Origin of the sequence: Streptomyces sp. NPDC020780 (genome assembly GCF_044334475.1) — a bacterium.
In the GTDB taxonomy this organism is placed as follows: domain Bacteria; phylum Actinomycetota; class Actinomycetes; order Streptomycetales; family Streptomycetaceae; genus Streptomyces.
This window is the reverse complement of the sequence record NZ_JBIRTB010000004.1, coordinates 377,611-403,718: the sequence shown is the minus strand read 5'-3', so window position 1 is coordinate 403,718 and position 26,108 is coordinate 377,611. Positions and strand designations below refer to the sequence as shown.

Here is a 26,108-nt window from a genome sequence, read left to right as displayed (position 1 = left end):
GGAGGCGGGCGATGACCGGGGCCGGGATCGCCGCCGTAGCCGTGCTCACCCTGCTCCTCTTCGGTACCGGCTTCCTGCTGGGCCGCACGGCCCGGCCGGTGCGCACCAGCGACGTGGGCACCCCCGTCGAACACGCCACGTTCGAGACCCTGCACACCGCCTCCCTGGCCGCCCCGCCGCTGCGCGCCGGGCTGACCGAGGAGAGTGCCCGCAGATCGGCCCGCAGGCTCCGCTCGCTGCTCGGCACCGACGCTCTCTGCCTCACCGACCGCGACCGGGTGCTCGTGTGGGACGGCGAGGGCGACCACCACGGCAAGGACGTGATGCAGCAGGTCCGGGCACTGCTCTCCAGCGGCCGGGACACCGCGTTCCACAGCGACTGCGGGGACCTGGACTGTCCGCTCCGCTGGGCGGTCGCCGTCCCGCTCACAGTCGACCACCGGGTGCTCGGGACGCTCGTGGCGTACGCCCCCCGGGAATCGGCCGTGCTCGCCAGGGCTGCCGGGGAGGTGGCCCGATGGGTCTGCGTACAGCTGGAACTCGCCGAACTCGACCGTTCCCGCACCCGGCTCATCGAGGCCGAGATCAAGGCGCTGCGGGCCCAGATCTCGCCGCACTTCATCTTCAACTCGCTGGCCGCCATCGCGTCCTTCGTACGTACCGACCCCGAGCAGGCACGGGAACTGCTGCTGGAGTTCGCCGACTTCACCCGCTACTCGTTCCGCCGGCACGGCGAGTTCACCACGCTGGCCGACGAACTCCACTCCATCGACCAGTACCTGGCGCTCGTCCGGGCCCGGTTCGGCGAACGGCTGTCCGTGACCCTGCAGGTCGCCCCCGAGGTGCTGCCGGTCTCCCTGCCGTTCCTCTGCCTCCAGCCCCTGGTCGAGAACGCGGTCAAGCACGGGCTGGAAGGCGCGGTGCGCCACAGCCGCATCACCATCAGCGCACTGGACGCCGGGGCCGAGGCCGAGGTCGTCATCGAGGACGACGGCACCGGGATGGAACCGGGGCGGTTGCGGCAGATCCTGCGCGGCGAGGGCGGTGCCTCCACCGGGATCGGCCTGCTCAACGTGGACGAGCGGCTGCGGCAGGTGTACGGGGACGACTACGGGCTCGTCATCGAGACGGGGGCCGGAGCCGGCATGAAGATCACCCTGAGGCTGCCCAAGTACCGTGCGGGCGTCCACGGGTCATGACGCGGCGGGCGGCCGGGCGGAGAGGAACGCCCGGTGCCCCGGCGGCTCGGGCCCGAACCGCGGGGCACCGGGAGGCTCAGTACAGATGGACCGCCAGATGCCCCAGCGGCAGTCCGAGCTGCCAGGCGGGTGTCCACACCTGCACCTCGCCGTCCTGCTCCTCCGCCACGTGCTCCCGGCGCGGCGCACCGATCGCCTCCAGGTCCGCCGCCAGCAGTTCGGTCTCCTCCAGCCACCGCCACGCCGCACGCGCCAGGGCCAGATCGGGGTCCGGCTCCCCGTCCCGGGCCCCGGGCAGGGCCCGTGCGTCCAGTTGCTCGCACACCCACTGCCGCCAGGGCGTGCCGGATGCGGTGAGCAGCCGCAGCTCGTCCACCCCGGCCGCAGCCAGCGCGCCCGGGGCCGCCGTACCGGGGAGGGGGGCCGCCCCGGCGAGGAAGACCGTCAGGGCGAGGGCGTCACGTCCCGCGCGGTACTCCGGCGTCGCCGGCTCCATCAGGTCACCGGTCATGAGTACCTCGTCCGCGACGTACTCGGCGTACAACCAGGCCATCGGGACCAGCAGCCCGCCTCCGGTGGTGTCGTGATGTTCGGGACGCATCCCGTCTCGCCTCTTTCCTCGACTCGGCCCGGGGGGTTCACGCAGCATTGAACCGGGGGCGCGTCCCCCGCGTGGGCAGAAGGGCAGGATCCGTCGGGAGATACGAGGTGTGATGACCGCCGACCGCGGTGACGACCCCCACGTCGTGCGGCTGCTGGGCGCGTACGTGCTCGATGCCCTGACCTCGGACGAGACCGGTCCCGTAGCCCGGCACCTCCAGCGGTGCGACCCCTGCGCCGCCGCCTACGTGGAGGTCGCGGACGCCGTGTGCCTGCTCCCGCTGCTGGACGAGGAGGACCTGCTGGAGTAGCCGGGCAGGTTGCGCGAGAGCAGCCGCAGCGCATAGTACGAGCGGGACTTGACGGTGCCCGCCGGTATGCCGAGGACCCGGGCCGTCTCGCCGACGCTCAGCCCGCGGAAGTAGATCTGCACCAGCACCGCACGGTGTTCCGGGCTCAGCGTCCTGACGGCCTCGCGCACGTCGAGCGCGCGCACCGCCGCCTCGGCGGTGTTCTCCCGGGCGGGGGCGCTCTCCAGGACCGCGTCGCTGACCTCCGGGGGCCGGGCCTGACGGGACCTGCGGGCGTCGATGGCCAGGCGCCTGGCCACGGTGAAGAGCCAGGGGCGCATCGAGTCGTACGGGGCGTCGAAAGCCTCCGGGTGCTGCCAGGCACGGACCAGGGTCTCCTGCAGCAGGTCCTCCGCCCGCTGGCGGTCACCGAAGGTCAGCCCGAGGAGGAAGTGGAACAGGGCCGGCCCGTGCTCCCGCTGCAACTCCGCGAGGGCCCGTTCATCGGTTGTCGCCGTGGTCATCGTGCACGTCCTTTCCCGAGGAGGCCCCAGCCGCCTCGCTCCACCTGGCGTATACGAACGCATCGGGTGGCCGGGGAACAGGCGGTGCACCGAGGTGTGCGGCGAGCGGTCGCACGGAGCGGCGAATGGTGCGGTGAACGGTCGGGAGACAGCGATACGACCGATTCAGGTACTTGAGCACCTTTGTCCTTGACTCGCCGGTATGTATATATGTCTATTCGGATGGCCGAAATCATCCCAACCAGGAGTCGCGCAGATGATGCAACACATCCGACCCGCCACGGTGCTCGCCGCCGCCGCACTGCTCGCCGCAACAGCCTGTACCGGCCAGGCCTCCGCACCGCCGGGGTTCGCGGGGCGGCAGGCATCCGCTGATCGCGGAGCGGGCGGCGGGGGAGCGGACGATGCGCGTGCCTTCACCCTGCTGGCCTCGGGCGACGTCCTCCCGCACTCCTCGGTCATCGACCGCGCGGCCGCCGACGCCGGCGGAAAGGGCTACGACTTCCGCCCCATGCTCAAGGGCGCCGCCCCCCTGGTCCGCGGTGCGGATCTGGCCATCTGTCACATGGAGACGGTCTACGGGAAGAAGGGGGGCCCTTACACGGGCTACCCGTCCTTCCGCTCGCCGCCCGAGGTGGCGACGGCCCTGCGTGCCACCGGATTCGACTCCTGCTCCACCGCCTCCAACCACACCCTGGACGACGGGGCCGAAGGCATCGGACGCACGCTCGACGCGCTGGACCGGGCGGGCGTCGCCCACGCCGGCTCCGCCCGCTCCGCGGCCGAGGCCCGCCGTCCGGCCGTGCTCACGGCCGGCACGGGCAAGAAGGCGGCGAAGGTCGCCCACCTCGCGTACACCTACGGCACCAACGACATCCCGCTCCCCGACGGGCAGCCCTGGGCCGTCAACCTGCTCGACAAGGACCGGATCCTCGCCGACGCCCGCGCGGCCCGGCGTGCGGGCGCCGACGTCGTCGTCCTCTCCCTGCACTGGGGCACGGAGTGGCAGGAGGCCCCCGACGACACACAACGGGATCTCGGCCGCGAGCTGACGGCCTCCGCCACCGCGGGACGCCCGGACATCGACCTGATCGTAGGCACCCACGCGCACGTTCCCCAGGCGTACGAGAAGGTCAACGGCACCTGGATCGTCTACGGCATGGGCGACCAGATTGCCGGCGCCATGATCGACGACGAGGGAGCACCCGCCCCGCGCGGCAACGAGAGCTCCATGGGCCGGTTCACCTTCGCCCCGCCCGACGCACCCGGTGGGCGCTGGAAGGTCACGAAGGCCGAGTTCCTTCCCCAGTGGTTCGACCCCGAGGCCGGGCGCGTCACCGACCTCGACGACCCGGCGGACGACGGCAGGGACCGCCGCCGGGAGATCCTCGACCGCATCAGCGCCGTCGTGCTCAGCCGGGGCGCCGCGCAGGACGGTCTCGTCAGGGGGAAGTGACCCGGGGCGAGACGGGCCCGGGGGTGCCGGGCATCACGGCACGACGGTGACCGGCCACCGTCCGGCCTTCACCAGCCGTACCGCCACCGATCCGATGAACCGGTGCCCGGCCGACTCCGACGCGCCGACCACCACCGCGTCCGCCTTCAGTTCGTCCGCCGCCGTCACGAGTCCGTTGTAGGGGTCGCCGCGGAAGGTGTGGAACTCCCATCGGACGTTCCACGTGTCCTTCAGTCGCTCGGCCGACGTCCTGATCTCGTTCACCAGCCCCTCGGCGACCTCCCCGGTCGCCTCGGCCACCGGGGCTCCCAGAGCGGCGCCGGCTGAAAGCACCGGCTGCACGTAGACGAGGGTGAGCATCGCGTTCTGGCGGCGGGCGAGGCCCGCCGCGTACGCGGCTGCGCGCATCGAGGAGTCGGACCCGTCGATGCCGGCGACGATCACCTTGGGCCCGTCCGTGCCGCGCTCGAACCGGTGTTGTTGCTGGTCTGTCACGGCCACGAGGTTAGCCGCTCGCGTCGGCCGCTTGCGTCCCGGGCCGCCTGCCCGCCCGGAAGGCCCCGCCGGACACCGCGCGGCACTCGCCCCATCGGGTGCACCTCGCCCCTTCCCCGGTGTGGTCGGCGGGCCCGCGGCCGACTCCGTGCGAGCAGTTGGTCATGAAATATGATCAGTTCCCCGTCGGGCGCCGCCCCCTTCTGCGTCTCGCCCTCGCGCTCGGGGCCGCCACCGCTGTCCGCGTGGTCGCCGCCGACCCGGCCCGTACCCCCGTCCGACCCGGCGGCGAGCCGCTTGCCGCGGCCGCCGGCCCCCCGGCGCGTACGCGGGCCGGAGGCGCGGCCTACCGGCTGAGACCCATGACCGGGCACGCCGCCCCCCGTTTCCGGCCCGCGGCGCCACCGGTGCGCACCCGCCCCTTCGAGGAACTGCCCGAACTCGGGCACGACGCCATGGTGCTCAGTTTCGACGACGGTCCCGACCCCCGGTACACGCCGGACATCCTGGCCACGCTGCGCAGGTACGGCGTCCGGGCGATGTTCTTCGTCTGCGGCTGGATGGCCACCGGCCACCGTGACCTGCTGCGCGAGATGGCGGACGACGGGCACGTGGTCGGCAACCACTCGTGGTCCCATCCGCTGATCCCCGGGCTCTCCCGGCGCGCGATCCGTGACGAGCTGGGCCGCACCAGCGACGTGATCGAGCGGACGCTCGGCGCCCCACCCCTGTGGTACCGCGCTCCGTACGGTGCCTGGAACCGGCACTCCTTCGAGATCGGCGCGGCGATGGGCATGGAGCCGATGGCCTGGACCGTCGACACCTTGGACTGGACGCGGCCGGGAACCGGCACGATCGTCCGCAGGGTCGAGCGGGGCGCCGCGCCCGGCGTCGTGGTCCTCTCGCACGACGCGGGTGGCGACCGGTCCCAGAGCGTGGAGGCGCTGCGCCGGTATCTGCCCTCGCTGATCGCGGACGGCTACCGGCTGACCGTCCCGCACCGCAGCTGACGACGGGCGCAGGGGGCGCCGGCCCGCACGGCCGGCGCCCCCTGGAGTGCCGTGGGCCGCGGTTACCGCGTGTCGACAAGCCGGGCGAAGACCACCACGTTCCCGTCGTACCCGCCGGCCTTCGTGTAGCCGCCGCCGCAGGTGATGACCCGCAGCTCGGCGTACCCGGTGTCGCCGTAGACCCGGGCGCCGGGGAAGTCGTCCTTGTGGAAGACCTCGACGCCGTAGATCTCGAACACCGCCACCCTGCCGTCGTAGCGCTCCACCTCTACCTGCCGGCCTTTGCTCAGAGAGCCCAGACCGTAGAAGACGGCGGGGCCCGCCAGGTTGTCGACGTGGCCGACCACCACGGCCGTCCCACGCTGCCCCGGAGCGATGCCGTTCTGGTACCAGCCCACGAGATTCGGGTCCTGAGCGGGAGGGGCCTCGATCCAGCCGGCCGGGTCCAGGTTCACGTCGACCACGGGCGCGTCGACCTGGATCGACGGGATCTGCACGCGCGAGGCCGGGGCGTACGGGAGCGGCTGGACCGGATCGCCGGCGGCGGGGGCGGCCGTGGCCGGGTCCTGCGGGCCGGCCACGGAGGCCGCGGCGGCGGGCTGCGGCGGCCCGGCAGAGGTGTCCACGCCGTTGCGCATCAGGGCGACGCCCGTGAGCAACACCAGGGCGATCGCGCCCCAGGGTGTACGTCTTCTGCGCTCGCCGCCCCACTGGTCCCGGCCCATGGTTCTCCCTTCGTCGCGACATCGCACAGGCTAGGTGCGCTCGGCAGGGGCGGCGATCGGGGACGGGCGAACGGGTGGCGGGCCGGGCGCCTGCGGAAGAGGGCTCTGCTCTTCGGAGTAATGAGCGGATAAAAGTTCTGACGGTCCGTGACCTGCAGATCCGTCAGATCGACGACACGAAAGACGGCGTGTCGGCTCACCGGGGTGGAGCAGTACCGACGTGCGACGGTCGCCGTCTGTGGTGAGGGTTCGTCATGGGATGCGTTCTCGTCCAATGATCCCGGAGAACAAGACTCCGGGGCGCGCTTCCCGCTGGAGGTTCAACGATGCGTGCTTCACGCGCTCTCGCGGCGACCGCGACCGCATGCGCGGCGGTCGGGCTCGCTGCCCCGCTGGCCGCTGCGGGCGGCGGCCCGGGCAGCAATCCGAGCAACATTCCGACCAATGTCACCGTCCACCCGTCCTCGGTCCACCAGGGTGCCACCATGCAGGTGAGCGCCGAGGGCTGCGGCCGCTCCGGCGGCAAGGTGTGGTCGAACGCGTTCCCGACGGTGAACCTGTCCCCGGGCCGGGTCGGCTACGCCACGGCGCACATCCGGCACAACGCGACCCCAGGCCACTACAGCCTGTCCGTGAAGTGCAACGAGAGCGACAACAACTTCGGGAACGGCGGTGACGGCGGCGCAGGCGGCGACGGCGGTGACCGGGGCGAGGCCGGAGACCGGGGCAACGGTGGTGACCGCGGCAACCGCGGGCATGAGACCGACCTGGTGGCGACGGCCCGCTTCACCGTGCTCCCCGGCCGGGGAGCACAGGGCGGTCTCGGCGGTTCCATCGGTCCGAGCACCGTGGAGATGCAGGTGGGCGGCGGCCTCGTCGCCGCGGCAGCCGTGGGTGGCGCCGTCTTCATCGTCCGTCGCCGGATGAGCGATGCGGCGGCCTGAGGCGGCGAACGTCCCGCCCGGCCCGATACGCCCGTCGCCCCGAGTCCTGGAAGAGGACCCGGGGCGACTGTCGTGTGCGGCAGAGGGGCAGTGCGGTCAGTGCTGGCGGCCGGTGTGCCGCCGTCGCAGGGCGAAGAAGGTGCCGGCCGCGGCTGCCGTCACGAGTGCGGATCCCGCGGCGATCTCGGCCGGACCCACCGGGTCGATGCTGCCGCCGAGTCCTCCCAGCACTCCGCGGGGGGAGGCGGTGGAACTGGTCGTCGGGGTGGTGGCAGCTGTGATGGTCAGGGCGGCCGTCCGCGTGGTGGCGCCGCAGCGGAACGTGACCTGGTAGACGGCGCCCCGCTTCGCCCCCTGGCCGACCGTGGTGGTGGCCGACTTGCCACGCGGGATGGTGACCGTGTCGAACACGCCCGAGGACGCGGTCGCGTCACCGGTGCAGCCCACGGCGCCCAGGGTGACCCGTCCGCCCGGCGCGACGGTCGAGGGAGTGAGGGTCGGCGTGAACGTGGTGGACGTGCCGCCGGTGAGCACCTGGGCCGATGCGGCCGGTGTCATCAGGGCGCAGGCGACGGCGCCCAGCAGAGCGACGGGTGCGACACGTATCGCGCGCATGGTGAATCCTCCGGGTCCCCGAGGAGCAGCCGCGGAACCGATTTCCGCACGGCGTGAGAGATGCACCTCGATGCCCGGAACGCTAGGAGTGTCGTATATGGCCCGCGATCGGGGTCAGGCGAATGGGGCAGTCCTTTCCCCCGGCCGGGGGCAGGACGTGCCCCGGAGCTACCCGCCGGCGGCGTGCGGGAACAGATCGACGAAGGGTGCGGCGGTGGCCGAGATGCCCCGGCCGAAGGGGGCGTCGAAGTCCCAGATGAGGAAGAGCAGGAAGGCGATCAGCACACTGAAGAGGCCCGCCAGCAGCAGTTCACGGAAGGTTCTGCGGATCTGGAGCGTGAAGATCAGCCCGACCGTGACCAGCGCTCCGGTGATCAGGCCGAACCAGACGACTCCCGGCATCGTCGCCCCGGCGTTCTGCCCCCGCGCGCCGCGCGCGTCGTCCGCCGCGGCCACCTGGTCGACCAGAGGCTGGTAGGCCTGCCCCTCGAGGTCCGTCCGGGGGACGTACCTCGTCACGTCGGCCCGTACCCGGTCGAGCAGCCTGGTGCCTTCCTCGGTGAGGGAGCCGTGCTCGGTCATGGCCTTCCACTCGTCGTCGACGACATAGGCCACGTACGCCTCGACGTCCCCGCGGATGCGGTCGCGCACCTGGGATGGGTAGACGGCGGAGCGCGCGCTGACCTCGTGCAGGGCCTGGGCCTCCAGGCGTACCGATTCCTGTGCGGCGCTGCGGCCCTCCCAGACACCCGCGATGGCCAGGCCGAGCACGATCGCGTACACCACGCCGATCATCATCGTCATGTACTCGATGACGTCAGGCGTCTCCGACGGGTCGTCGTCGGCGCCGATCCGGCGGTTGTTGAGGATGGCGATGGTCAGGACGACGGCACAGGCCGAGGCCATCGCGATGGTCAGAACAAGCCATTCCGACATGGGTGCCCTTCACGGTCAGCGGGACGATCGGGGCCGCAGCACTGCTACGGCGAAGACGGCGGGGGCGGTGACCACCAAGGTGAGGGAGATCAGCGAGGTGCCGCTCCTGGAGGCCTTGCGGGCTGCCTTCCGGTAGGTGGGCAGGGTGATCGGCCTGGGCACGGGCGGGGCGGGCCGCGCTGTTGGGGCGGGGGAGGACGGGCGCGAGGGGGGTGGGGGCGGTGGTGGTGGCGCGGGTTCCGGTTCCGGTTCGGGCGGTGCGGGGGCCGGTGGCGGCGGAGGCGAAGGGGGTGGTGGTCTGAGTGCGGGTGGTGAAGGGGGCGGCGGTGGTGGTTCGGGCGCGGGTGGTGAAGGGGGCGGCGGTGACGGTGGTTCCGGCGCGGGTGGCGAGGGGGGTGATGGCGGTGGTGGAGGCGGCGGGGGCGGTTCGGGGCCGGGGACGACGGCCTCGCACTGCCCGTCGCCGGCCACGGCGACGGACGAATCGCCGTCCCCCTGCCCGAGGGAGGCGATCGCGCAGGAGTCACCGGCGGCGGGCGCCGGTACGGCGAGCAGCCAGAGCAGGGCGATGGCGGCCGCGAGCCGCGGTATGCGTGATCCGTACACGCCGGGGAGCATGTTCCCCGCCGTGGCAGGACACGCGGGGGGCCGGACCGATTCGCCCGATGGAGGGTAAGTCCGGCGGTTCGCGTTTGGCCCGGAACCGTGCCCACGGCCAGGGGAAACGCGGGCCCGCGTCCCGGCAGGCGAGGGAAGGGGAGCCGGTATGCGTAGCCAGCGAGCCCCGCGGTCGGGCGAAGCGGCTGTCCTGTCGCTCCTGTGGGTGCTGACGGAGGCGTGCGGTCAGGAGACGGGCGCTTCGTCGGTCTCCGTGGCCGGGGGCGACCTGGGCTCCGCGCAGCAGCGGGCCGACGGCGGCTCCGGCTCGGACAGGGCATCGGTGCGGGGCGGCTGCTACGGCTCGGACGTGCGAGGGGGAGGTGCGCGAAGACCTGCCCGACGGCGCCCGCCGGGAACGACGCGGCGCTGATCGGGGAGCACCGGAGGCACCAGGCCGACGGACGGAACAACCCACGATCACGGACCGGCCGACGCGGCGGTACGCCGAGAACACGGACGGGGGTCCAACGGGCAGGAGGTGGGCGCTTCCTGGTTCGCCGCGGCGCCGTACGGAAACAGCACGGGGGTGAACACCGACCATCCCTCGGCTCGGCGCCGGACGATCTCGCCGGATTTTCGGTCCGGAAAGATCCTGAACTCGGAAACAGCGCCGTCGGCAAGCGGGCACGGCGGTTCACCGCTTCCCGAACGCCTCGGTTCGGCCGAAGAGGCCGGTACGCACGGGTAACCGTCCGGGAAGTGGCCGGTCGTCAGCCATGCGGCTGAGAATGACGTCGGAGGTGTCACCATGAAGGGATGCGTCACCTCCGGCCGCACCGACGTCAGCCAGCGGCACCCGGTCGACTGCCGGCCGGACGGCGACGTCTGCCGGTGTGGGGAAGCCGGGGTCACCAACAGCCGGAGTATCGGCGGGACATGGAAGGCCGTGGCATCCGGTGTAAAGTCGGCCGGCGTCTCGGGGCGGGGTCGGGAAGCCATTTCGTGCCGGTCCGTCGCCGCATGTTCACGGGCAGCGACGGACTCTTGCACATGCCACTGGTGTGTGACCAATAACGGATCTCTCATTCCCGTTTCCACTCGCTCTCCTGGCGACCGGTCAGTAGCCTCTGGACAACACTGACCATGCACATGGCCGGATCGCCGTGGCGACTTGTTGGAGACATCGATGGAGCGTCCCGCCTGGGCACCGCAGGGCATTGACATCTCGGTGCCGAGTGTGTCTCGCATGTATGATTTCTATCTGGGCGGTTCGCACAATTTCGAGGTGGACCGGGAAGCGGCCCGCAAGGCCATGGAGTTCCTGCCGGGCCTTCCCAAGATCATGCAGGCGAATCGTGCGTTTATGCGCAGGGCCGTGCACTACGCGGCCCATTCGGGCGTCAGCCAGTTCCTGGACATCGGCTCCGGCATACCGACATTCGGCAATGTCCACGAAGTGGCCCAAGCGGCCGACCCGGAGGCGCGGATCGTCTACGTCGACCACGACCCGGTCGCCGTCGCCCACAGCCAGGCCGTCCTCGAGGGCAACGAGCGGACCGTGGTCGCCGCCGCGGACCTGCGCGAGCCCCGCACGATCCTGGACGCACCGGAGGTCCGCGGACTCCTCGACCTGGGCAAGCCCGTGGCGCTGCTGCTCGTCGCGGTGCTCCACTTCATCGAGGACGCCGACGACCCGTACGCGGCCGTCGCCGAACTGCGTGACGCGCTGGCACCCGGCAGCCTGCTCATCCTTACGCACGCCTCCTACGAGGGCATTCCGCTTCCGCAGGAGGAGGCCGGTGGCGCGGTCGGTGTCTACCGCAGCATCCGCAACCCGCTGATCATGCGGTCGCGCGCGGAGATCAGCGGGTTCTTCGAGGGATACGACATGGTCGAGCCCGGCCTCGTCTCCATGCCCGACTGGCGTCCCGAGTCCCCCGAGGGGCGGGCCCAGGAAGACCCCTTCGCGTTCTCGGGCTTCGCCGGGGTGGGGCGCAAGGCGTGAGCATTCCCGCCCAGGCGTCCGGCACGCCGGACGCGGAACCGGACGGCCCCGAGGGCCGGCTCCGAAGATTCGCCACCATCTGGAGCCGGGCCATCTTCCCGTCCACCGCCACGTCCATGACCCGCCCGGAGTTCGAGCAGCATCTGCTGCCGCTCGCCAGGGAGTTGGACGCGATCCTCCACGCGCGGCCCTTCGACGCCACGCCCGCACACCGGGTGGGCGGCGCGCTGGTCGCGGCGCATTGCACGGACCCCGACGCGCTGAGCTCCACGCTCGGCGTCATCGACTCCTACCTGGTGCTCTACTGCGGCGGCAACGGCCCGGTGGAACTCTCCACGGAGGACAGCCGGGCCCGGTGCGCGCGCATCCAGCACGCCCTGGCCGGAGGGTTCACACAGGCACTGCGCGAACGCACCCTCGCCGAGCAGGAGGCCATCGCACGCTCGGCGCTCGCCGCCCGTTCGCAGGCCGAACAGGCCCTGCACGCCACGGAGGCACGCTTTCGCGCCGTGTTCAAGGACGCCGCCATCGGCATCGGCATCGCCGACCTGGACGGCAACATCCTGGAGATCAACGACACCCTCACCCGGATGTTCGGCGGGCTCGAGCACCACGTCCGCAGCCACAAGGTGAACGAGTGGGTCCACCCCGAGGACTCGCCGCACGTGTGGAAGTACTACGCCGAACTGGTGCGCGGCGAGCGCGAGCACTACAGCGTCGAGAAACCGTACTACCGCAACGACGGCACCGTGTTGTGGACCAACCTCACGGTCTCGCTGCTACGGGACGCGGAGGGGCAGCCGCAGTACCAGCTCGCCCTCATGGAGGACACCACCGAGCGGAGGCTGCTCAACCTGCGGCTGCGCTACGAGGCCACCCACGACGCGCTCACCGGACTGCCCAACCGGACCCTGTTCTTCGAGCGCCTGGAGAAGGCCCTCGCCCCCAGGGAGGGCATGCGCTTCGGGCTCTGCTACCTCGACCTCGACGGCTTCAAGGCGATCAACGACAGCCTGGGCCACGCGGCCGGCGACCGGCTCCTGGTCGAGGTCGCCGACCGGCTGCAGAGCTGCGCGACCGCACCCGGCGAGATGGTCGCCCGGCTCGGCGGGGACGAGTTCGTGGCCCTGACGACCGGGACCCGTACCGAGGACGAGGTCGACGAACTGGCCGGCCGCATCCTCTCCGCGCTCGCCACGCCCATCCGTCTCGACGGGCGGGAGCTGACCGTACGCGGGTCCATCGGCGTCGTCGAAGGGCCCTCCGGCGAGCGCACCGCCGCCGAGGTGCTGCGCAGTGCGGACATCACCATGTACCGGGCCAAGGCCGCGGGCGGCAACCGCTTCGCGATCGCCGACGCCGAGGCCGACGCCCGGGCCATCACCCGGCACGGGCTCACGACGGCCCTGCCCACGGCGCTGGACCGCGGGGAGTTCTTCATCGAGTACCAGCCGCTCGTGCACCTGCACGACGGCAGCGTGCACGGCGCGGAGGCGCTGGTGCGCTGGTGCCACCCGCAGCACGGCATCCTCGGGCCGGACCGCTTCATCCCGCTCGCCGAGCACACCGGGCTCATCGTGCCGCTCGGACGCTGGGTGCTGGAGGAGTCCGTGCGCCAGGCCAACCACTGGCAGGAGCGGCACACCGACGGAGGCCCCCTGCGGATCAACGTGAACCTCTCGCCGACCCAGCTCCACCACCCCCGGCTGGTCGCCGAGACCGTCGACGTACTGGAACGCTCCGGACTGGAGCCGGGTGCGCTCTGCCTGGAGGTCACCGAGTCCGCGCTGATCGGGGCGGACGACGACCTGCTGAAGCCGCTGCGCCAACTCGCGGAGATGGGCGTCGACATCGCGCTCGACGACTTCGGGACGGGCTACTCGAACCTGGCGAACCTGCGGCGGCTGCCGGTGAGCGTGCTCAAGCTGGACCGTTCCTTCACGCAGGGGATGCAGCACCACCCGGCCGATCCGGTCGACCTGAAGATCGTCGAGGGCATCGTCTCGCTCGCCCACAGCCTGGACCTCGCGGTCACGGTGGAGGGCGTGGAGACCGGCGCGCAGGCGGAGCAGCTGAGGCAGCTCGGCTGCGACACCGCCCAGGGCTGGTACTACGCCAGGCCGGGCGCCCCGGACCGGATCCACTCGCTGCTGCTGGCGGACGCCGTCTGACGGACCGCTCCCAGCCGTCCGGCAGCCGTCCGACGGCTCACGGCAGCCGCCGGACGGCTTCTCCCCTCAGCCGCCGGACGGGCCGGGCCCGCCGGAGGCCGCGGGGCCGGCGGGCGGCCCTGCCCCCAGGAGCATGCGCTGCAGCTCGCGCGCCGCGCGCGGCGGTTCGACGTCGCTGCGGTGCGCGAGCGCGATGGTGCGCCGCAGACCCGGCGAAGCCAGCGTCGTCGTCCGCAGGTCGGGGCCGGCCCGTACGGCGACCATGCGGGGCACCACGGCGATCCCGAGCCCGGCCCGTACGAAGCCCAGTACGGCGTCCATCTCACCGCCCTCCACGGTGAACGAGGGCTCGAAGCCCGCGGCACGGCAGGCGGCGACCGTCAGTTCGCGCAGGTCGTAACCGTGCCGGAACATCACCAGCGGCTCGTTCTCCAGGTCGGCGATGTGCACGGCGCCCCGGCGGCCGGGTGCGGGCCGGGCAGCCGACGACACCACCACCAGGTCCTCCTGCAGGAGCTCGACCGTGGTGAGCGCGGGGGAGGCGGCGGGCAGCGGCAGCACGAGCAGCGCGAGGTCCAGGGCGCCCCGTGCCAGCTCCCGTACGAGGTCGTGGGAGCCGCCCTCCTCGATCAGGAGCCGGATCCCCGGGTGCGCGCCGTGGAAGGCGCGCAGTACCTCGGGCAGCAGACCCGTGCAGACACTGGGGGTGGCGCCGAGCCTGATCCGCCCGCGGCGCAGATGGACCAGCTCCTGCACCTCGTGCCGCGCCGTGTCGGCGTCCGCCAGGATCCTGCGGGCCAGCGGGAGCAGGGCCTCACCCGCGTCGGTGAGGGTGATGTTGCCCCGTGCCCGGCTGAACAGTTCGGCGCCCAGCTCTCTTTCCAGCGCCTTGATCTGCTGGGAGAGAGAAGGCTGGGAGACGTGCACCTCTTCGGCGGCCCGGGTGAAGTGCCGGGCCTCGGCCACGGCCACGAAGTAGGTGAGCTGCTGGAAGTGCATGGGACCGACGATAACCAGCCGCATAGCCGTTGCCTATGGACATGACTCGTTTCATGTCTTGGACTGATGGCGCCCCGCGCCCCTAGCTTCGTGTCCATGGCATTGGCAACGCGGACGGACCGACGGCCCCCCATGACGCGTACGCTCTGGGACTCGTCCGTCGGCAAGAAAACGATCATGGCCGTGAGCGGCCTGATCATGCTCGGTTACCTGGTGGTGCACATGCTGGGCAACCTGAAGGTCTTCTTCGGATCCGACGAGTTCAACCACTACGCCCACTGGCTCCGCACCCTCGGCGAGCCCTTCCTGCACTACGAGTGGGCACTCTGGATCATTCGCGTGGTGCTCGTCGCCGCCGTCGTCCTGCACGCCGTCTCCGCCTACCAGCTGAGCCGCCGGGACCTCCGGGCGCGCCCGACGGCGTACGTGCACAAGCGGGCGCGCGCGAGCTACGCCACCCGCACCATGCGCTACGGCGGCGTGATCCTCGCGCTGTTCATCGTCTGGCACATCCTGGACCTGACCACCGGCACCGTGCACCCGGGCGGTTTCCAGCCCGGGCACCCCTACCAGAACGTGCTCGACACCTTCTCGACCTGGTACGGCAACGTCGTCTACATCGTCGCCGTACTCGCCCTCGGCCTGCACGTCCAGCACGGCTTCTGGAGTGCGGCGCAGACCCTCGGCGTGGGCAACGCGACCCGGGACCGCGTGCTGAAGACCCTCGCCAACGTCCTCGCAGTGGTGCTGACGGCCGGATTCGTCTCCGTGCCCGTCGCCGTCATGACCGGAGTGGTGAGCTGACATGAGCGACTACACGAACTACCGGACCGGCGAGCCCGTCGTCGACTCCAAGGCCCCTGAGGGCCCCGTAGCCGAACGCTGGGACACCCGCCGCTTCCAGGCCAAGCTCGTCAACCCGGCCAACCGCCGCAAGCACACCGTCATCGTCGTCGGCACCGGACTGGCCGGCGGATCGGCCGGCGCCACCCTCGCCGAACAGGGCTACCACGTCGTCCAGTTCTGCTTCCAGGACTCGCCCCGCCGGGCCCACTCCGTCGCCGCGCAGGGCGGCATCAACGCCGCGAAGAACTACCGCAACGACGGCGACTCCGTGCACCGGCTCTTCTACGACACCGTCAAGGGCGGCGACTTCCGCGCCCGCGAGTCCAACGTCCACCGCCTGGCCCAGATCTCCGTCGAGATCATCGACCAGTGCGTCGCCCAGGGGGTCCCCTTCGCCCGCGAGTACGGCGGACTGCTGGACAACCGCTCCTTCGGCGGGGTCCAGGTCTCCCGCACCTTCTACGCCCGCGGCCAGACCGGACAGCAACTCCTCCTCGGCGCCTACCAGGCGCTCTCCCGCCAGATCGCCGCGGGCAACGTCGAACTGCACGCCCGTACCGAGATGCTCGACCTGATCGTCGTCGACGGCAGGGCCCGCGGCATCGTGGCCCGCGACCTCGTCACCGGGAGGATCGACACCCACTTCGCCGACGCGGTCGTCCTGGCCAGCGGCGGATACGGCAACGTCTTCTACCTCTCGACGAACGCCATGAACTCCAACGCCACCGCCGTCTGGCGCGCCCACCGCAGGGGTGCGTACTTCGCCAACCCCTGCTTCACCCAGATCCACCCCACCTGCATCCCGCGTACCGGCGACCACCAGTCCAAGCTGACGCTGATGAGCGAATCGCTGCGCAACGACGGCCGCATCTGGGTGCCGAAGGCGAAGGGGGACCAGCGGCCCGCCGACCAGATCCCCGAGGACGAGCGCGACTACTACCTGGAGCGCATCTACCCGGCCTTCGGGAACCTGGTGCCCCGCGACATCGCCTCCCGCGCTGCGAAGAACGTCTGCGACGAGGGCCGCGGCGTCGGACCGGGTGGCCAGGGCGTCTACCTCGACTTCGCCGAGGCCATCCGTCGGATGGGCCGGGCCGCGGTCGAGGAGAAGTACGGCAACCTCTTCGACATGTACGCGCAGATCACGGCGGAGAACCCGTACGAGACCCCGATGCGCATCTACCCGGCCGTGCATTACACGATGGGCGGGCTCTGGGTCGACTACGACCTCCAGACCACCGTTCCGGGACTCTTCGCGATCGGCGAGGCCAACTTCTCCGACCACGGGGCCAACCGGCTCGGCGCCTCCGCCCTGATGCAGGGCCTCGCCGACGGCTACTTCGTCCTGCCGTCCACCATCAACGACTACCTCGCCCGCCACCCGCACAGCGAGGAGATCGACGACCGCCACCCGGCGGTCGCCGAGGCCGTCGCCGAGACCGAGGACCGCCTGAACCTCCTCCTCGCCGTCGACGGAGACCGCACCCCGGACTCCTTCCACCGCGAGATCGGCGCACTCATGTGGGAGTTCTGCGGCATGGCCCGCACCGAGGAAGGGCTGCGCACGGCCCTGGACCGCATCCCGCGGATCCGTGAGGAGTTCTGGCGGCGCATCAAGGTGCCCGGCACCGGCGAACAGCTCAACCAGTCGCTGGAGAAGGCCAACCGTGTCGTCGACTACCTCGAACTCGCCGAGCTCATGTGCCTCGACGCACTGCACCGCGCCGAATCCTGCGGCGGCCACTTCCGTGAGGAGTCCCAGACCCCGGACGGCGAGGCCGCCCGCAGGGACGCGGAGTACTCCTACGCCGCCGCCTGGGAGTTCGGCTCCACCGGCGACGCCCCCGTCCTGCACAAGGAAGACCTCGTCTTCGAGTACGTCCATCCCACCCAGCGGAGCTACGCATGAAGCTCACCCTGCGCGTCTGGCGCCAGCAGAACGCCGAGACGCCCGGCGCCATGGCCACCTACGAAGTCGACGGCATCTCGCGGGACATGTCGTTCCTGGAGATGCTCGACACCCTCAACGAGGAGCTCATCCTCGGTGGGGACGAGCCCGTCGCCTTCGACCACGACTGCCGCGAAGGCATCTGTGGCGCGTGCAGCCTCGTCATCAACGGCGACGCCCACGGCCCCGAACGCACCACCACCTGCCAGCTCCACATGCGGTCCTTCCAGGACGGCGACACGATCGACGTCGAACCGTGGCGCGCCTCGGCCTTCCCCGTCGTCAAGGACCTCGTCGTCGACCGTTCGGCTTTCGACCGGATCATCCAGTCCGGCGGATACATCTCCGCCCCCACCGGGACCGCACCCGACGCGCACGCCACCCCCGTGCCCAAGCCGGACGCCGACTTCGCCTTCGAGCACGCCGAGTGCATCGGCTGCGGCGCCTGCGTCGCCGCCTGCCCCAACGGATCGGCGATGCTCTTCACCTCGGCGAAGATCAACCACCTCAACGTCCTCCCGCAGGGCGCACCCGAGCGGGAGACCCGGGTCCTCGACATGGTCGCCACCATGGACGAGGAGGGCTTCGGCGGATGCACCTTGACCGGGGAGTGCGCCACGGCCTGTCCCAAGGGCATTCCGCTGCCGTCGATCGCCGCGATGAACAAGGAGTGGCTGCGGGCCACACGCAAGGTACGCCGCTGATCCCCGCCCGGCGACGGGAGCGAGGCCGTCACCCCGGTGACCGGGCAGGACCCTCCCGCCAGGTCACCGGGGCGGTCGCTGCTCAGTCCGTCCGCAGCGCCTTCGCCAGGTAGGGGGCCGTACGGCTCCCCACCGCCCTCGCCACCTGCTGCGGGGTGCCCGTGGCGACGACGCGTCCGCCGCGGTCCCCACCGCCCGGACCCAGGTCGATCACGTGGTCCGCGCCGGCCACCACCGCCATGTCGTGCTCCACGACCACCACGGTGTCGCCCGCCTCGACCAGACCGTGCAACTGCCGCATGAGCACCTCCACATCGGCGGGATGGAGGCCCGTCGTCGGCTCGTCCAGCAGATAGAGGGTGTGCCCCCGGCGGACGCGCTGCAGCTCCGTGGCCAGCTTGATCCGCTGCGCCTCCCCGCCCGACAGCTCCGTCGCCGGCTGGCCGAGCCGCAGATAGCCGAGCCCCACGTCCAGCAGAGCCCGCAGGCTGCGCTCCGCCGCGGGCGTCCCCGCCAGGAACCCGGCCGCCGCCTCAACCGTCAGGTCCAGCACCTCCGCGATCGTGCGGCCGCGCAGGGTGACCTCCAGGGTGGGCGGGTTGTACCGCGCACCGTGGCAGTCCGGGCAGGGTGCGTACGTACGGGGGAGGAAGAGCAGTTCCACGGAGACGAACCCCTCACCCTGACAGGTCTCGCACCGCCCGCCCGCCACGTTGAACGAGAAGCGGCCCGCTCGGTACCCCCGCTCCCGTGCCGCCTCCGTGGCCGCGAACAGCTTCCGTACGACGTCGAACAGCCCGGTGTACGTGGCCAGGTTGGAGCGGGGCGTACGGCCGATGGGCCGCTGGTCCACCTGTACCAGCCGGTCCACCGCCTCCAGCCCCTCGGCCGACGCGCAGTTGTGCGCCACCCGAGCGCCCGGGTCCTCCGCGGTGTCCGCCGCCCGCCGGTCCGCGAGCACCCCCGCCAGGACCTCGCCCACCAGGGTGGACTTACCCGACCCGGAGACCCCCGTGACGGCGGTCAGCACTCCGAGGGGGAACGAGACGTCGACACCCCGCACATTGTGCAGCCCCACTCCGTACAGGGTGATCCGGCCCGCCGGGGTGCGCGGTCGCCGTGCCGGCGGCGGCTCCTCGTCGAACAGGAATCGCCGGGTCGCGGACTCCGCCACTCCGGCGAGCCCCTCCGGCGGCCCGCTGTGCAGCACCCGGCCCCCGTGCTCGCCCGCCAGCGGTCCCACGTCCACCAGCCAGTCGGCCCGGCGCACCACGTCCATCTGGTGTTCCACCACGAAGACCGAGTTCCCGGCCTCCTTCAGCCTGCCGAGGACGCCGAGCAGCGACTCCGTGTCCGCGGGATGCAGGCCGGCCGACGGTTCGTCCAGCACGTAGACGACACCGAAGAGCCCCGAGCGCAGCTGCGTGGCCAGCCGCAGGCGCTGCAGCTCCCCCGAGGACAGGGTCGGGGCCGTGCGGTCCAGGCTGAGATAGCCCAGTCCCAGCTCGGACACGGGCTCGATCCGGGCCAGCAGATCCGCCGTCAGCACACGCGCCGTACCGTCGCCATCCGCCGCGCGCAGCACCTCGGTGAGGGTCGCGAGAGGGAGCGAGACGAGGTCGGCGATCGTGCGGCCCGCGAAGGTGACCGCCATCGCCTCGGGGCGCAGTCGGCTCCCGCGGCACACCGGACACGGCTCGGCGGTGAGAAAGCGTTCCGCCTTCGCCCGCAGCGTACGGCTGCGGGTATCGGCGAACGTGTGCAGCACGTAGCGCCGCGCACTCATGTACGTGCCCTGGTAGGGGCGCTGGATACGGCCCGCCTCCCGGACCGGGCGGACGGTGACCACCGGCTGTTCGTCGGTGAACAGGATCCACTCCCGGTCCCGCGGATCGAGCTCCCGCCACGTCCGGTCGACGTCATGCCCGAGGGCGTCCAGCACATCGCGGAGGTTCTTGCCCTGCCACGCACCCGGCCAGGCCGCGATGGCCCCTTCCCGGATCGACAGCGACGGGTCGGGTACCAGCAGGTCCTCGGTGGTGCGGTGGATGCGCCCGAGGCCGTGGCACTCGGGGCACGCTCCGGCCGCCGTGTTCGGCGAGAACGCGTCGGAGTCGAGCCGTCCGGCCCCCGGCGGGTAATCGCCCGCACGCGAGAACAGCATGCGCAGGGAGTTGGACAGGGTGGTGACCGTGCCCACCGACGACCGTGCGCCCGGCGCCGACCGGCGCTGCTCCAGGGAGACGGCGGGCGGCAGACCGGTGATCTCACCCACGTCGGGCGCCCCGACCTGGTGGATCAGCCGGCGGGCATAGGGGGCGACCGACTCGAAGTAGCGGCGCTGGGCCTCGGCGTAGATCGTCCCGAAGGCCAGAGAGGACTTTCCCGAACCCGAGACGCCCGTGAAGACCGTCAGGGTGTCGCGCGGGATGTCGACGTCCACGGCACGGAGGTTGTGCTCACGGGCGCCGCGCACCCGGACGTACGGATCATGGGGGGTGGGCATCGGCGGCAGGGCTCCGTAACGGTCGGCGGCGGACACGGCTGTGCCGGTGATCCTTCCGCATCGCCGGACGCGCAAGGACCACCGGCCGGTAGGTGCCGTGGGCGTGCGGTCCTACACCATGGGGTCCATGCCCCGGCCCTGCATGCCGCTCTCCTTCTCGCTCTGCTCGCGCAGGCGGCGGGCCTTGTCCTGGAGCCGCTGACGCTGGTCCGGGTCCGTGGCGCGCTCCGCGGCCTCCTTCAGTTCCTGCGCCTTGGCGCGCATCTGCTGGGCACGGCCGCCGGGCTCTCCTGCAACGCTCATGATCACTCCTGCATCTGTGGGGGAGCGGACAGGACCAGGGAAGCAGCGCCCGCGCCGCCGTGCATCCCGAACGGCCACCCACGGCGATCGCCGCAGCTGGGCGCCGGTCCCCGGCCCGGTGAAAGACGATTCGGTCCGGGCGCGGGGGGTACGCGGGAAGCGACCACCGATGGCACGGGACAGGAGGCGGACCATGAGTGAGCGCCGGCCGAAGGCAGCCGCGGACACGGGCGGGAAGGACCCCGGCACCCCCCTTCCCAGGGACATGCCCGACCAGCAGATACAGGAGGGCGAGGACCCGCTGGACGTGCCCGTCCTGCCCAGGACGCCCGGGCAGGACGCGGAGGAGGGCGGAGGCGAGGGTACCGACGCGGAACTGCCCGACCTGGACGAGTCCGGAGCGGGCCGCGGCAAGCCGCGCCAGGCGGGAGTCCATCCCGAGCATCCCGCACCGGACGAGCCGCCCGGCTGAGAGAACCTTCCCGGGGTTGCCGCCGGGGCGCGCGGGGGCGGCCCGACGCCCTCCTGCGAGGCGGGCCACCCGGCCGGGAAGATGACAGGATTGACGCATGGACGTGTGGCGCAGGAACCGGGTGACCGTGACAGGCCGCGAGGACGGCCCGGTAGTGGTGCTCTCCCACGGATTCGGCTGCGATCAGAACCTGTGGCGGCTGGTGGTGCCGCTCCTCGAGGACCGCTTCCGGGTCGTCGTCTTCGACCACGTGGGAGCGGGACGCTCCGACCTGTCGGCCTGGGACGCGGAGAAGTACTCGACCGTGGAGGGGTACGCCGAGGACGTCGTCGCGGTCTGCCGGGAGTTCGCGCCCGTGCCCGTGACGTTCGTGGGACATTCGGTGAGTGCCATGATGGGCGTGGTGGCCTCGGTGCGGGAGCCGGCCCTCTTCGAGAAGCTGGTCCTGCTCACCCCTTCGCCGCGCTACGTCGACGACGCCGGTTACCGGGGCGGATTCAGCGCGGAGGACATCGAGGAACTGATCGACTCGCTGGAGAGCAACTACCTGGGGTGGTCGGCGACGATGGCTCCGGTGATCATGGGAACCCCGGACCGTCCGGAGCTCGGCGAGGAGCTGACCAACAGCTTCTGCCGGACAGACCCGGAGATCGCGCGTGTGTTCGCACGAACGACGTTCCTCTCCGACCACCGCGCCGCCCTGGCCGGCGTGACGGTGCCGACCCTGGTCGCCCAGAGCGCACGGGACGCCATCGCCCCGCCCGAGGTGGGTGCCTACGTGCACGCCCACATCCCGGGCAGCGAGCTGGTCACGCTGGACGCGACAGGCCACTGCCCTCAGCTCAGCGCCCCGCGGGCCACGGCCGACGCCATCGCCTCCTTCGTGCTGGAGCGGTGATGGAGGGTACGGGGGCCGACGGGACCGGGGCGGGCCGGGACACGGCAGGCGCGGAATCCGAGCGGGCGGAACTGGCGGCTCTGCTGGGCGACAACGCCGAGGACCTGTACGAGAACGCGCCGTGCGGGTATGTCTCCACCCGGTTGGACGGCCGGATCGTCAAGATCAACGGGACGCTGCTCAAGTGGCTCGGCATGCGACGCGACGAGGTCGTGGGTCACAAGCGGTTCTCCGACCTGCTCACCGTCGGCGGCCGGCTCTACCACGAGACGCACTTCGCCCCGCTGCTGAGCATGCAGGGCGAGGTCAGCGGCGTCGCCCTGGACCTGGTGGCCGCGGACCGCGGTGTGCTGCCCGTCCTGGTCACGTCGGTCGTCAGGTCGGGCGCCGACGGTGAGCCGCTACTGATCCGCACCACCCTGCTGGACGCCCGCGACCGGCGCGCGTACGAGCGGGAGCTGCTGCGGGCCCGGCGCGAGGCCGAGCACGAGCGCGCACGCCTGCAGCGTCTCGCGACCACCCTGCAGCGTTCGCTGCTGCCCCCCGTCCTCGTCCCCGTGCCCGGTCTCGACGTCGCGGCGCACTATCACATCGCCTCCTCGGACGAGGTGGGCGGCGACTTCTACGACCTCTTCCCCCTGGCGTCCGGCAGTTGGGGTTTCTTCCTAGGGGACGTCCGGGGCAAGGGGGCCGAAGCGGCGGCCGTCGCCTCCCTCGCCCGCTACACCCTGCGCGCGGCGGCCGTCTACGACAACGACCCCGCCAGGGTCCTGGGCGCTCTCAACTCCGTGCTCACCGACGGGGAGAACCAGGACGACGAGCCGCGCTTCTGCACCGCGATCTTCGGCCGGCTGGCTCCCGAGGGCGAGGAACGGGGCTTCCGCGTCGCCCTGGCGAGCGGCGGCCATCCGCCGGCCGTGCTCATGCGCGCCGACGGGAGCGCCGACTTCCTCCCGACCCCGGGAGGCCAGCTGGTCGGCGTGCTCCCGGACGCGGACTTCACGGGCACCGTCGTGCATCTGTGCCTCGGGGACACGCTGCTGCTCTACACGGACGGCCTGACCGAGGCGCACACCGCCACGGGCGGCGGCCGGTACGGGGACGAAGCCCTGCTGGAGTTCACCCGGGCCCTGGCGCCCACCTCCGCCCCTGCCGCCATCAAGGCCCTGACCGCGCTTCTGGACTCCCTCGGCCAGGGTCTCGATGACGACACCGCGCTCCTGGCCCTCAGCGTGCCCGCCGCGCCCGAGCCCGCCGCGGGGAGGCCCGGCAGCCGGGAACCGTGAGGCGATCCATTCGCCTGCCAGGTCCTGCGGGACAGCCTTTAGGGTGGGCCGTGTGAGAAGAGACGACGCCCTGCCGCTCGCCGTGTTCGACCTGGACGGAACGCTCGCCGACACCGGTCACCGGCAGCACTTCCTGCGAGGGCGCCGACGGGACTGGGCCGCGTTCTTCTCCGCGGCCTCCGACGACCCGCCGCTGGCCGAAGGCGTGAGCCTGGCCCTGGCAAGTGCCGAGGAGTGCGAGGTCGTCTACCTGACCGGCAGGCCCGAGCGCTGCCGCCGGGCCACGCTCGCCTGGCTGGAACAGCAGGGGCTGCCGCGCGGCAGCCTCTTCATGCGGCGCGACGACGACCGGCGGCCGGCCCGCCACACCAAACTGGAGATCCTGAAGCGGCTGGGCCGGCAGCGCGAGGTGCGGGCTCTCGTCGATGACGACGAGCTGGTCTGCGACGCGGCCGAGCGGGCCGGTTTCACGGTGGTGCGTGCCCGGTGGGCCGTACCCTCTCCCGAACTGAAGGATGCACAGGAGCGCGAGGGGCGTACCTGACGGCGGCGACGGCCGGCCGTGCGAGCGGCGTACGGGGTCAGGCCGTCTCGTCGAGCCGGAAGCCGAACGCGAGCCCCACCTGGCAGTGGGCGATGCGGCCGTCCTCGATACGGCCGCCGACCCGCGTCATCCCGAACCGTTCTGCCCGTAGGACGAAGGCGGTCACGTCGCGGGCCGGCAGGAGACGGAAGCGTGAATGGTCCACGAGTGCCGGTCAAGCCGGCCCCGGCGACGATGAGCTGCGGGGCGGGTCCCGCATTCCTCACGCCCCTCGAAATGTGAGGGCTCCGGCGTGGGCTGTCACGTGGCGTGGGTGCGGAGGTTTCTGCGATCTCGGTGACGCGCGATGTGTGAGCGGGCATCACCTCTTCCTTCCGTGGGCCCGCGGCGCCTCACGCCGTCGGTCCCGTGCGAGGCGCCGACGGCGCCCCGCGACGTCACGCGGACGGACTTCGGCCCGGGCCGGGCCTTGACCTGTCGATTGGTCCATACCAAACTCCCAGTCATACGCCCGTGCGAGCGCCGCCCGCAGTCCCCCCACCCGGGTCCTGTCATTCCGTCGTGCCGTTTCGCAGAAGGTGACCCTCGTGAAGATCCGCATACTGGCCGGAGCCGCCGCGCTCGTTTCCACCGTGGTGCTGGGCGGCTGCGGCTACCTCCCCGGAGCCGGTGACGACAGCCGCACGGTGACGGTGTGGCTGATGAAGGGCAGCGTCTCCCAGGACTTCCTGGACCGGTTCACCGAGTCCTACGAGGAGGAGCACCCCACCGTCCAACTGGAGTTCGTCATCCAGGAGTGGGGCGGCATCGGGCCCAAGGTCATGAAGGCCCTCGCGGGCGACGAGGTTCCGGACGTCATCGAGGTCGGCAACACCCAGGTCGCCCAGTACGCCGAGACCGGTCAACTGCGCGATCTTACGCTGGAGACGATGCGCGACCTGGGTGGGGAGGACTGGCTACCCGGCCTCGCGGAGCCGGGCAGCGTCAACGGCGGTCAGTACGGCATCCCCTGGTACGCCGCCAACCGCGTCGTGATCTACAACAAGGACCTTTTCGAACAGGCGGGCATCACCGCGCTTCCGCGGACCCGTGAGGAGTGGATCGAGGCCACGGAGAAGCTGGACGGCGCGGACCGGCAGGGCATCTATCTCGCCGGCCAGAACTGGTACGTCCTTGCCGGGTTCATCTGGGACGAGGGCGGTGAACTGGCCGACGACCGCAGTGGGGACTGGGAGGGCGCCCTCCACTCGCCCGCCGCGCTCAGAGGCATGGAGTTCTACAAGCGGCTCCAGGCCCTGGGCGACGGCCCCGAGGACGCCGACGAGCAGACGCCCCCCGAGACCGACGTCTTCGCCGAGGGCAACGTCGCCCAGATCATCGCGATCCCCGGCAGCGCGGCGCTCATCGAACAGCGGAACCCCGAACTGAAGGGCAGGCTGGGCTACTTCCCCGTACCCGGCAAGAGCGCGGAGAAGCCCGGAGCCGTCTTCACCGGCGGATCGGACCTGATCGTTCCGGAGCACGCCGACGCACGCGGCGAAGGCGTCGAGGTCGTCAAGGCGCTGGCGGGCGAGCAGTGGCAGACGGAACTCGCCAAGGCGATGAGCTACGTGCCCAACAAGCCCGCCCTGGCCCACGTCATCGAGGGCCAGGAGGGAACGGCCGCGATGGCGCAGGGCGCCACCCAGGGCCGGGCGACCCCCAACTCGCCCCACTGGGCGGCCGTCGAGGCGGACAACCCGATCAAGCCCTACATGACGGCGGTGCTGGAGGGCGGGGACCCGGCGACGGAGGCGAGGAAGGCGTCGCGCCGCATCACCTCCACGCTCATCTCCGGCTGACCCTCCGCACCCACGCCCGTCCCCGCCCGCCCCGGTCCGGCCGGTACGCATCCGCTACCTCACCGAGGACACGGACACGGCGGGGGCCGCCGCCTTCGTCGGGGACGCCCCGCTCGCCGTCTCGCTGTGGAGGGTGGTCACCGCCGAGATCCACCTCCTGCCGCCGATCCCCGCGGGCTGCGGGCCCGGCA

The 26,108-nt window shown here is 71.7% G+C and carries 26 protein-coding genes; 15 read left to right on the top strand and 11 right to left on the bottom strand.

Translation table 11 applies throughout. The features are described from left to right. Window positions 1-11 precede the first annotated feature (11 nt). Window positions 12-1,199 (top strand): histidine kinase, encoded by a 1,188-nt coding sequence (locus tag ACH4VO_RS10530; protein ID WP_360990813.1) that lies wholly within the window; start codon window positions 12-14, stop codon window positions 1,197-1,199. 76 nt (window positions 1,200-1,275) lie between these two features. Here ACH4VO_RS10530 and ACH4VO_RS10525 read toward each other — a convergent pair whose 3' ends face one another. Further along, window positions 1,276-1,800, bottom strand: a complete 525-nt coding sequence (locus ACH4VO_RS10525; protein WP_360990815.1) for a hypothetical protein — start codon at window positions 1,798-1,800, stop codon at window positions 1,276-1,278. 112 nt (window positions 1,801-1,912) lie between these two features. Here ACH4VO_RS10525 and ACH4VO_RS10520 point away from each other — a divergent pair, with 112 nt between their 5' ends. Beyond that, window positions 1,913-2,110 (top strand): zf-HC2 domain-containing protein, encoded by a 198-nt coding sequence (locus ACH4VO_RS10520; RefSeq protein ID WP_360990818.1) that lies wholly within the window; start codon window positions 1,913-1,915, stop codon window positions 2,108-2,110. Here the strand turns inward: ACH4VO_RS10520 and ACH4VO_RS10515 are convergent. Continuing rightward, a complete protein-coding gene (locus ACH4VO_RS10515; RefSeq protein ID WP_360990821.1) occupies window positions 2,044-2,613 on the bottom strand; it encodes a sigma-70 family RNA polymerase sigma factor in 570 nt (189 codons plus the stop codon). The two genes, ACH4VO_RS10520 and ACH4VO_RS10515, sit on opposite strands and share 67 nt — an antisense overlap. Before the next feature lie 256 nt (window positions 2,614-2,869). Here ACH4VO_RS10515 and ACH4VO_RS10510 point away from each other — a divergent pair, with 256 nt between their 5' ends. Beyond that, entirely contained in the window at window positions 2,870-4,069 is a 1,200-nt protein-coding gene (locus ACH4VO_RS10510) for a CapA family protein (protein WP_360990824.1), read from the top strand. Between the two features lie 33 nt (window positions 4,070-4,102). Here ACH4VO_RS10510 and ACH4VO_RS10505 read toward each other — a convergent pair whose 3' ends face one another. Further along, complete coding sequence (locus ACH4VO_RS10505; protein ID WP_360990827.1) at window positions 4,103-4,564, bottom strand: universal stress protein; 462 nt, start codon at window positions 4,562-4,564, stop codon at window positions 4,103-4,105. A gap of 164 nt (window positions 4,565-4,728) precedes the next feature. Here ACH4VO_RS10505 and ACH4VO_RS10500 point away from each other — a divergent pair, with 164 nt between their 5' ends. Continuing rightward, the gene (locus tag ACH4VO_RS10500) at window positions 4,729-5,574 is read left to right on the top strand and encodes a polysaccharide deacetylase family protein (protein WP_360990829.1); all 846 of its coding nucleotides are present in this window, start codon (window positions 4,729-4,731) and stop codon (window positions 5,572-5,574) included. A gap of 62 nt (window positions 5,575-5,636) precedes the next feature. Here ACH4VO_RS10500 and ACH4VO_RS10495 read toward each other — a convergent pair whose 3' ends face one another. Further along, window positions 5,637-6,299, bottom strand: coding sequence for a class F sortase (locus ACH4VO_RS10495; protein WP_360990832.1), 663 nt, complete (start codon window positions 6,297-6,299; stop codon window positions 5,637-5,639). 326 nt (window positions 6,300-6,625) lie between these two features. Here ACH4VO_RS10495 and ACH4VO_RS10490 point away from each other — a divergent pair, with 326 nt between their 5' ends. Further along, entirely contained in the window at window positions 6,626-7,243 is a 618-nt protein-coding gene (locus ACH4VO_RS10490) for a hypothetical protein (RefSeq protein ID WP_360990835.1), read from the top strand. A gap of 96 nt (window positions 7,244-7,339) precedes the next feature. On the opposite strand, the gene ACH4VO_RS10485 is transcribed toward ACH4VO_RS10490, so the two are convergent. From ACH4VO_RS10485 to ACH4VO_RS10475, 3 genes are all read right to left on the bottom strand, one after another. Next, on the bottom strand, window positions 7,340-7,858 hold the full coding sequence (locus ACH4VO_RS10485) for a hypothetical protein (RefSeq protein ID WP_360990837.1): 519 nt from the start codon (window positions 7,856-7,858) through the stop codon (window positions 7,340-7,342). A gap of 168 nt (window positions 7,859-8,026) precedes the next feature. Next, on the bottom strand, window positions 8,027-8,794 hold the full coding sequence (locus ACH4VO_RS10480; protein WP_360990840.1) for a hypothetical protein: 768 nt from the start codon (window positions 8,792-8,794) through the stop codon (window positions 8,027-8,029). A 15-nt stretch (window positions 8,795-8,809) separates the two neighbouring features. Next, entirely contained in the window at window positions 8,810-8,956 is a 147-nt protein-coding gene (locus ACH4VO_RS10475) for a hypothetical protein (RefSeq protein ID WP_360990843.1), read from the bottom strand. Between the two features lie 1,624 nt (window positions 8,957-10,580). Between ACH4VO_RS10475 and ACH4VO_RS10470 the strand changes: the two genes are divergently transcribed. Together ACH4VO_RS10470 and ACH4VO_RS10465 are read left to right on the top strand one after the other, a co-directional pair. Beyond that, window positions 10,581-11,399 carry an SAM-dependent methyltransferase gene (locus tag ACH4VO_RS10470; RefSeq protein ID WP_360990845.1) on the top strand — a complete coding sequence of 273 codons (819 nt, stop codon included), beginning with the start codon at window positions 10,581-10,583 and terminating at the stop codon, window positions 11,397-11,399. Continuing rightward, window positions 11,396-13,570, top strand: a complete 2,175-nt coding sequence (locus ACH4VO_RS10465; RefSeq protein ID WP_360990848.1) for an EAL domain-containing protein — start codon at window positions 11,396-11,398, stop codon at window positions 13,568-13,570. The genes ACH4VO_RS10470 and ACH4VO_RS10465 overlap by 4 nt, the downstream gene beginning before the upstream one ends. A 66-nt stretch (window positions 13,571-13,636) precedes the next feature. Here ACH4VO_RS10465 and ACH4VO_RS10460 read toward each other — a convergent pair whose 3' ends face one another. Then, window positions 13,637-14,569 carry a LysR substrate-binding domain-containing protein gene (locus ACH4VO_RS10460; RefSeq protein ID WP_360990851.1) on the bottom strand — a complete coding sequence of 311 codons (933 nt, stop codon included), beginning with the start codon at window positions 14,567-14,569 and terminating at the stop codon, window positions 13,637-13,639. A gap of 96 nt (window positions 14,570-14,665) precedes the next feature. Between ACH4VO_RS10460 and ACH4VO_RS10455 the strand changes: the two genes are divergently transcribed. Genes ACH4VO_RS10455 through ACH4VO_RS10445 form a run of 3 tightly spaced genes read left to right on the top strand, consistent with a single transcriptional unit; the run spans window position 14,666 to window position 18,067 of the window. Continuing rightward, window positions 14,666-15,373, top strand: a complete 708-nt coding sequence (locus ACH4VO_RS10455; RefSeq protein ID WP_360990853.1) for a succinate dehydrogenase — start codon at window positions 14,666-14,668, stop codon at window positions 15,371-15,373. Between the two features lies 1 nt (window position 15,374). Beyond that, window positions 15,375-17,324 carry a fumarate reductase/succinate dehydrogenase flavoprotein subunit gene (locus tag ACH4VO_RS10450; RefSeq protein ID WP_360990855.1) on the top strand — a complete coding sequence of 650 codons (1,950 nt, stop codon included), beginning with the start codon at window positions 15,375-15,377 and terminating at the stop codon, window positions 17,322-17,324. Next, window positions 17,321-18,067: a succinate dehydrogenase/fumarate reductase iron-sulfur subunit gene (locus ACH4VO_RS10445; RefSeq protein WP_360990858.1), complete on the top strand. Its 747-nt coding sequence runs from the start codon at window positions 17,321-17,323 to the stop codon at window positions 18,065-18,067. Before ACH4VO_RS10450 ends, ACH4VO_RS10445 begins: the two co-directional genes overlap by 4 nt. A gap of 82 nt (window positions 18,068-18,149) precedes the next feature. On the opposite strand, the gene ACH4VO_RS10440 is transcribed toward ACH4VO_RS10445, so the two are convergent. Together ACH4VO_RS10440 and ACH4VO_RS10435 are read right to left on the bottom strand one after the other, a co-directional pair. Further along, window positions 18,150-20,573 (bottom strand): excinuclease ABC subunit UvrA, encoded by a 2,424-nt coding sequence (locus ACH4VO_RS10440; protein WP_360991027.1) that lies wholly within the window; start codon window positions 20,571-20,573, stop codon window positions 18,150-18,152. Between the two features lie 111 nt (window positions 20,574-20,684). Continuing rightward, window positions 20,685-20,876: a DUF6381 family protein gene (locus ACH4VO_RS10435; protein ID WP_360990861.1), complete on the bottom strand. Its 192-nt coding sequence runs from the start codon at window positions 20,874-20,876 to the stop codon at window positions 20,685-20,687. Window positions 20,877-21,069: 193 nt separating this feature from the next. On the opposite strand from ACH4VO_RS10435, the gene ACH4VO_RS10430 reads away from it, so the two are divergent. The 4 genes from ACH4VO_RS10430 to ACH4VO_RS10415 all read left to right on the top strand — a co-directional run bounded on the left by ACH4VO_RS10430 (window position 21,070) and on the right by ACH4VO_RS10415 (window position 24,076). Then, window positions 21,070-21,348 carry a hypothetical protein gene (locus ACH4VO_RS10430; RefSeq protein ID WP_360990863.1) on the top strand — a complete coding sequence of 93 codons (279 nt, stop codon included), beginning with the start codon at window positions 21,070-21,072 and terminating at the stop codon, window positions 21,346-21,348. 97 nt (window positions 21,349-21,445) lie between these two features. Then, window positions 21,446-22,246, top strand: coding sequence for an alpha/beta hydrolase (locus tag ACH4VO_RS10425; protein ID WP_360990866.1), 801 nt, complete (start codon window positions 21,446-21,448; stop codon window positions 22,244-22,246). Further along, window positions 22,246-23,532, top strand: coding sequence for a SpoIIE family protein phosphatase (locus tag ACH4VO_RS10420; protein ID WP_360990869.1), 1,287 nt, complete (start codon window positions 22,246-22,248; stop codon window positions 23,530-23,532). Before ACH4VO_RS10425 ends, ACH4VO_RS10420 begins: the two co-directional genes overlap by 1 nt. Before the next feature lie 52 nt (window positions 23,533-23,584). Then, a complete protein-coding gene (locus ACH4VO_RS10415; RefSeq protein ID WP_360990871.1) occupies window positions 23,585-24,076 on the top strand; it encodes a hypothetical protein in 492 nt (163 codons plus the stop codon). Window positions 24,077-24,113: 37 nt separating this feature from the next. On the opposite strand, the gene ACH4VO_RS10410 is transcribed toward ACH4VO_RS10415, so the two are convergent. After that, window positions 24,114-24,281 carry a hypothetical protein gene (locus tag ACH4VO_RS10410; protein ID WP_360991036.1) on the bottom strand — a complete coding sequence of 56 codons (168 nt, stop codon included), beginning with the start codon at window positions 24,279-24,281 and terminating at the stop codon, window positions 24,114-24,116. 382 nt (window positions 24,282-24,663) lie between these two features. Here ACH4VO_RS10410 and ACH4VO_RS10405 point away from each other — a divergent pair, with 382 nt between their 5' ends. Further along, window positions 24,664-25,917 carry an extracellular solute-binding protein gene (locus ACH4VO_RS10405; RefSeq protein WP_360990874.1) on the top strand — a complete coding sequence of 418 codons (1,254 nt, stop codon included), beginning with the start codon at window positions 24,664-24,666 and terminating at the stop codon, window positions 25,915-25,917. Window positions 25,918-26,108: the final 191 nt, after the last annotated feature.

What these genes read in the sequence shown, in the direction of transcription:
- ACH4VO_RS10530 (WP_360990813.1), top strand. Translation starts at nt 12, where the DNA reads ATGACCGGGGCCGGGATCGCCGCCGTAGCCGTGCTCACCCTGCTCCTC.
- ACH4VO_RS10525 (WP_360990815.1), bottom strand. Translation starts at nt 1,800, where the DNA reads ATGCGTCCCGAACATCACGACACCACCGGAGGCGGGCTGCTGGTCCCG.
- ACH4VO_RS10520 (WP_360990818.1), top strand. Translation starts at nt 1,913, where the DNA reads ATGACCGCCGACCGCGGTGACGACCCCCACGTCGTGCGGCTGCTGGGC.
- ACH4VO_RS10515 (WP_360990821.1), bottom strand. Translation starts at nt 2,613, where the DNA reads ATGACCACGGCGACAACCGATGAACGGGCCCTCGCGGAGTTGCAGCGG.
- ACH4VO_RS10510 (WP_360990824.1), top strand. Translation starts at nt 2,870, where the DNA reads ATGATGCAACACATCCGACCCGCCACGGTGCTCGCCGCCGCCGCACTG.
- ACH4VO_RS10500 (WP_360990829.1), top strand. Translation starts at nt 4,729, where the DNA reads ATGAAATATGATCAGTTCCCCGTCGGGCGCCGCCCCCTTCTGCGTCTC.
- ACH4VO_RS10495 (WP_360990832.1), bottom strand. Translation starts at nt 6,299, where the DNA reads ATGGGCCGGGACCAGTGGGGCGGCGAGCGCAGAAGACGTACACCCTGG.
- ACH4VO_RS10490 (WP_360990835.1), top strand. Translation starts at nt 6,626, where the DNA reads ATGCGTGCTTCACGCGCTCTCGCGGCGACCGCGACCGCATGCGCGGCG.
- ACH4VO_RS10485 (WP_360990837.1), bottom strand. Translation starts at nt 7,858, where the DNA reads ATGCGCGCGATACGTGTCGCACCCGTCGCTCTGCTGGGCGCCGTCGCC.
- ACH4VO_RS10480 (WP_360990840.1), bottom strand. Translation starts at nt 8,794, where the DNA reads ATGTCGGAATGGCTTGTTCTGACCATCGCGATGGCCTCGGCCTGTGCC.
- ACH4VO_RS10470 (WP_360990845.1), top strand. Translation starts at nt 10,581, where the DNA reads ATGGAGCGTCCCGCCTGGGCACCGCAGGGCATTGACATCTCGGTGCCG.
- ACH4VO_RS10460 (WP_360990851.1), bottom strand. Translation starts at nt 14,569, where the DNA reads ATGCACTTCCAGCAGCTCACCTACTTCGTGGCCGTGGCCGAGGCCCGG.
- ACH4VO_RS10455 (WP_360990853.1), top strand. Translation starts at nt 14,666, where the DNA reads ATGGCATTGGCAACGCGGACGGACCGACGGCCCCCCATGACGCGTACG.
- ACH4VO_RS10450 (WP_360990855.1), top strand. Translation starts at nt 15,375, where the DNA reads ATGAGCGACTACACGAACTACCGGACCGGCGAGCCCGTCGTCGACTCC.
- ACH4VO_RS10445 (WP_360990858.1), top strand. Translation starts at nt 17,321, where the DNA reads ATGAAGCTCACCCTGCGCGTCTGGCGCCAGCAGAACGCCGAGACGCCC.
- ACH4VO_RS10440 (WP_360991027.1), bottom strand. Translation starts at nt 20,573, where the DNA reads ATGCCCACCCCCCATGATCCGTACGTCCGGGTGCGCGGCGCCCGTGAG.
- ACH4VO_RS10435 (WP_360990861.1), bottom strand. Translation starts at nt 20,876, where the DNA reads ATGAGCGTTGCAGGAGAGCCCGGCGGCCGTGCCCAGCAGATGCGCGCC.
- ACH4VO_RS10430 (WP_360990863.1), top strand. Translation starts at nt 21,070, where the DNA reads ATGAGTGAGCGCCGGCCGAAGGCAGCCGCGGACACGGGCGGGAAGGAC.
- ACH4VO_RS10425 (WP_360990866.1), top strand. Translation starts at nt 21,446, where the DNA reads ATGGACGTGTGGCGCAGGAACCGGGTGACCGTGACAGGCCGCGAGGAC.
- ACH4VO_RS10420 (WP_360990869.1), top strand. Translation starts at nt 22,246, where the DNA reads ATGGAGGGTACGGGGGCCGACGGGACCGGGGCGGGCCGGGACACGGCA.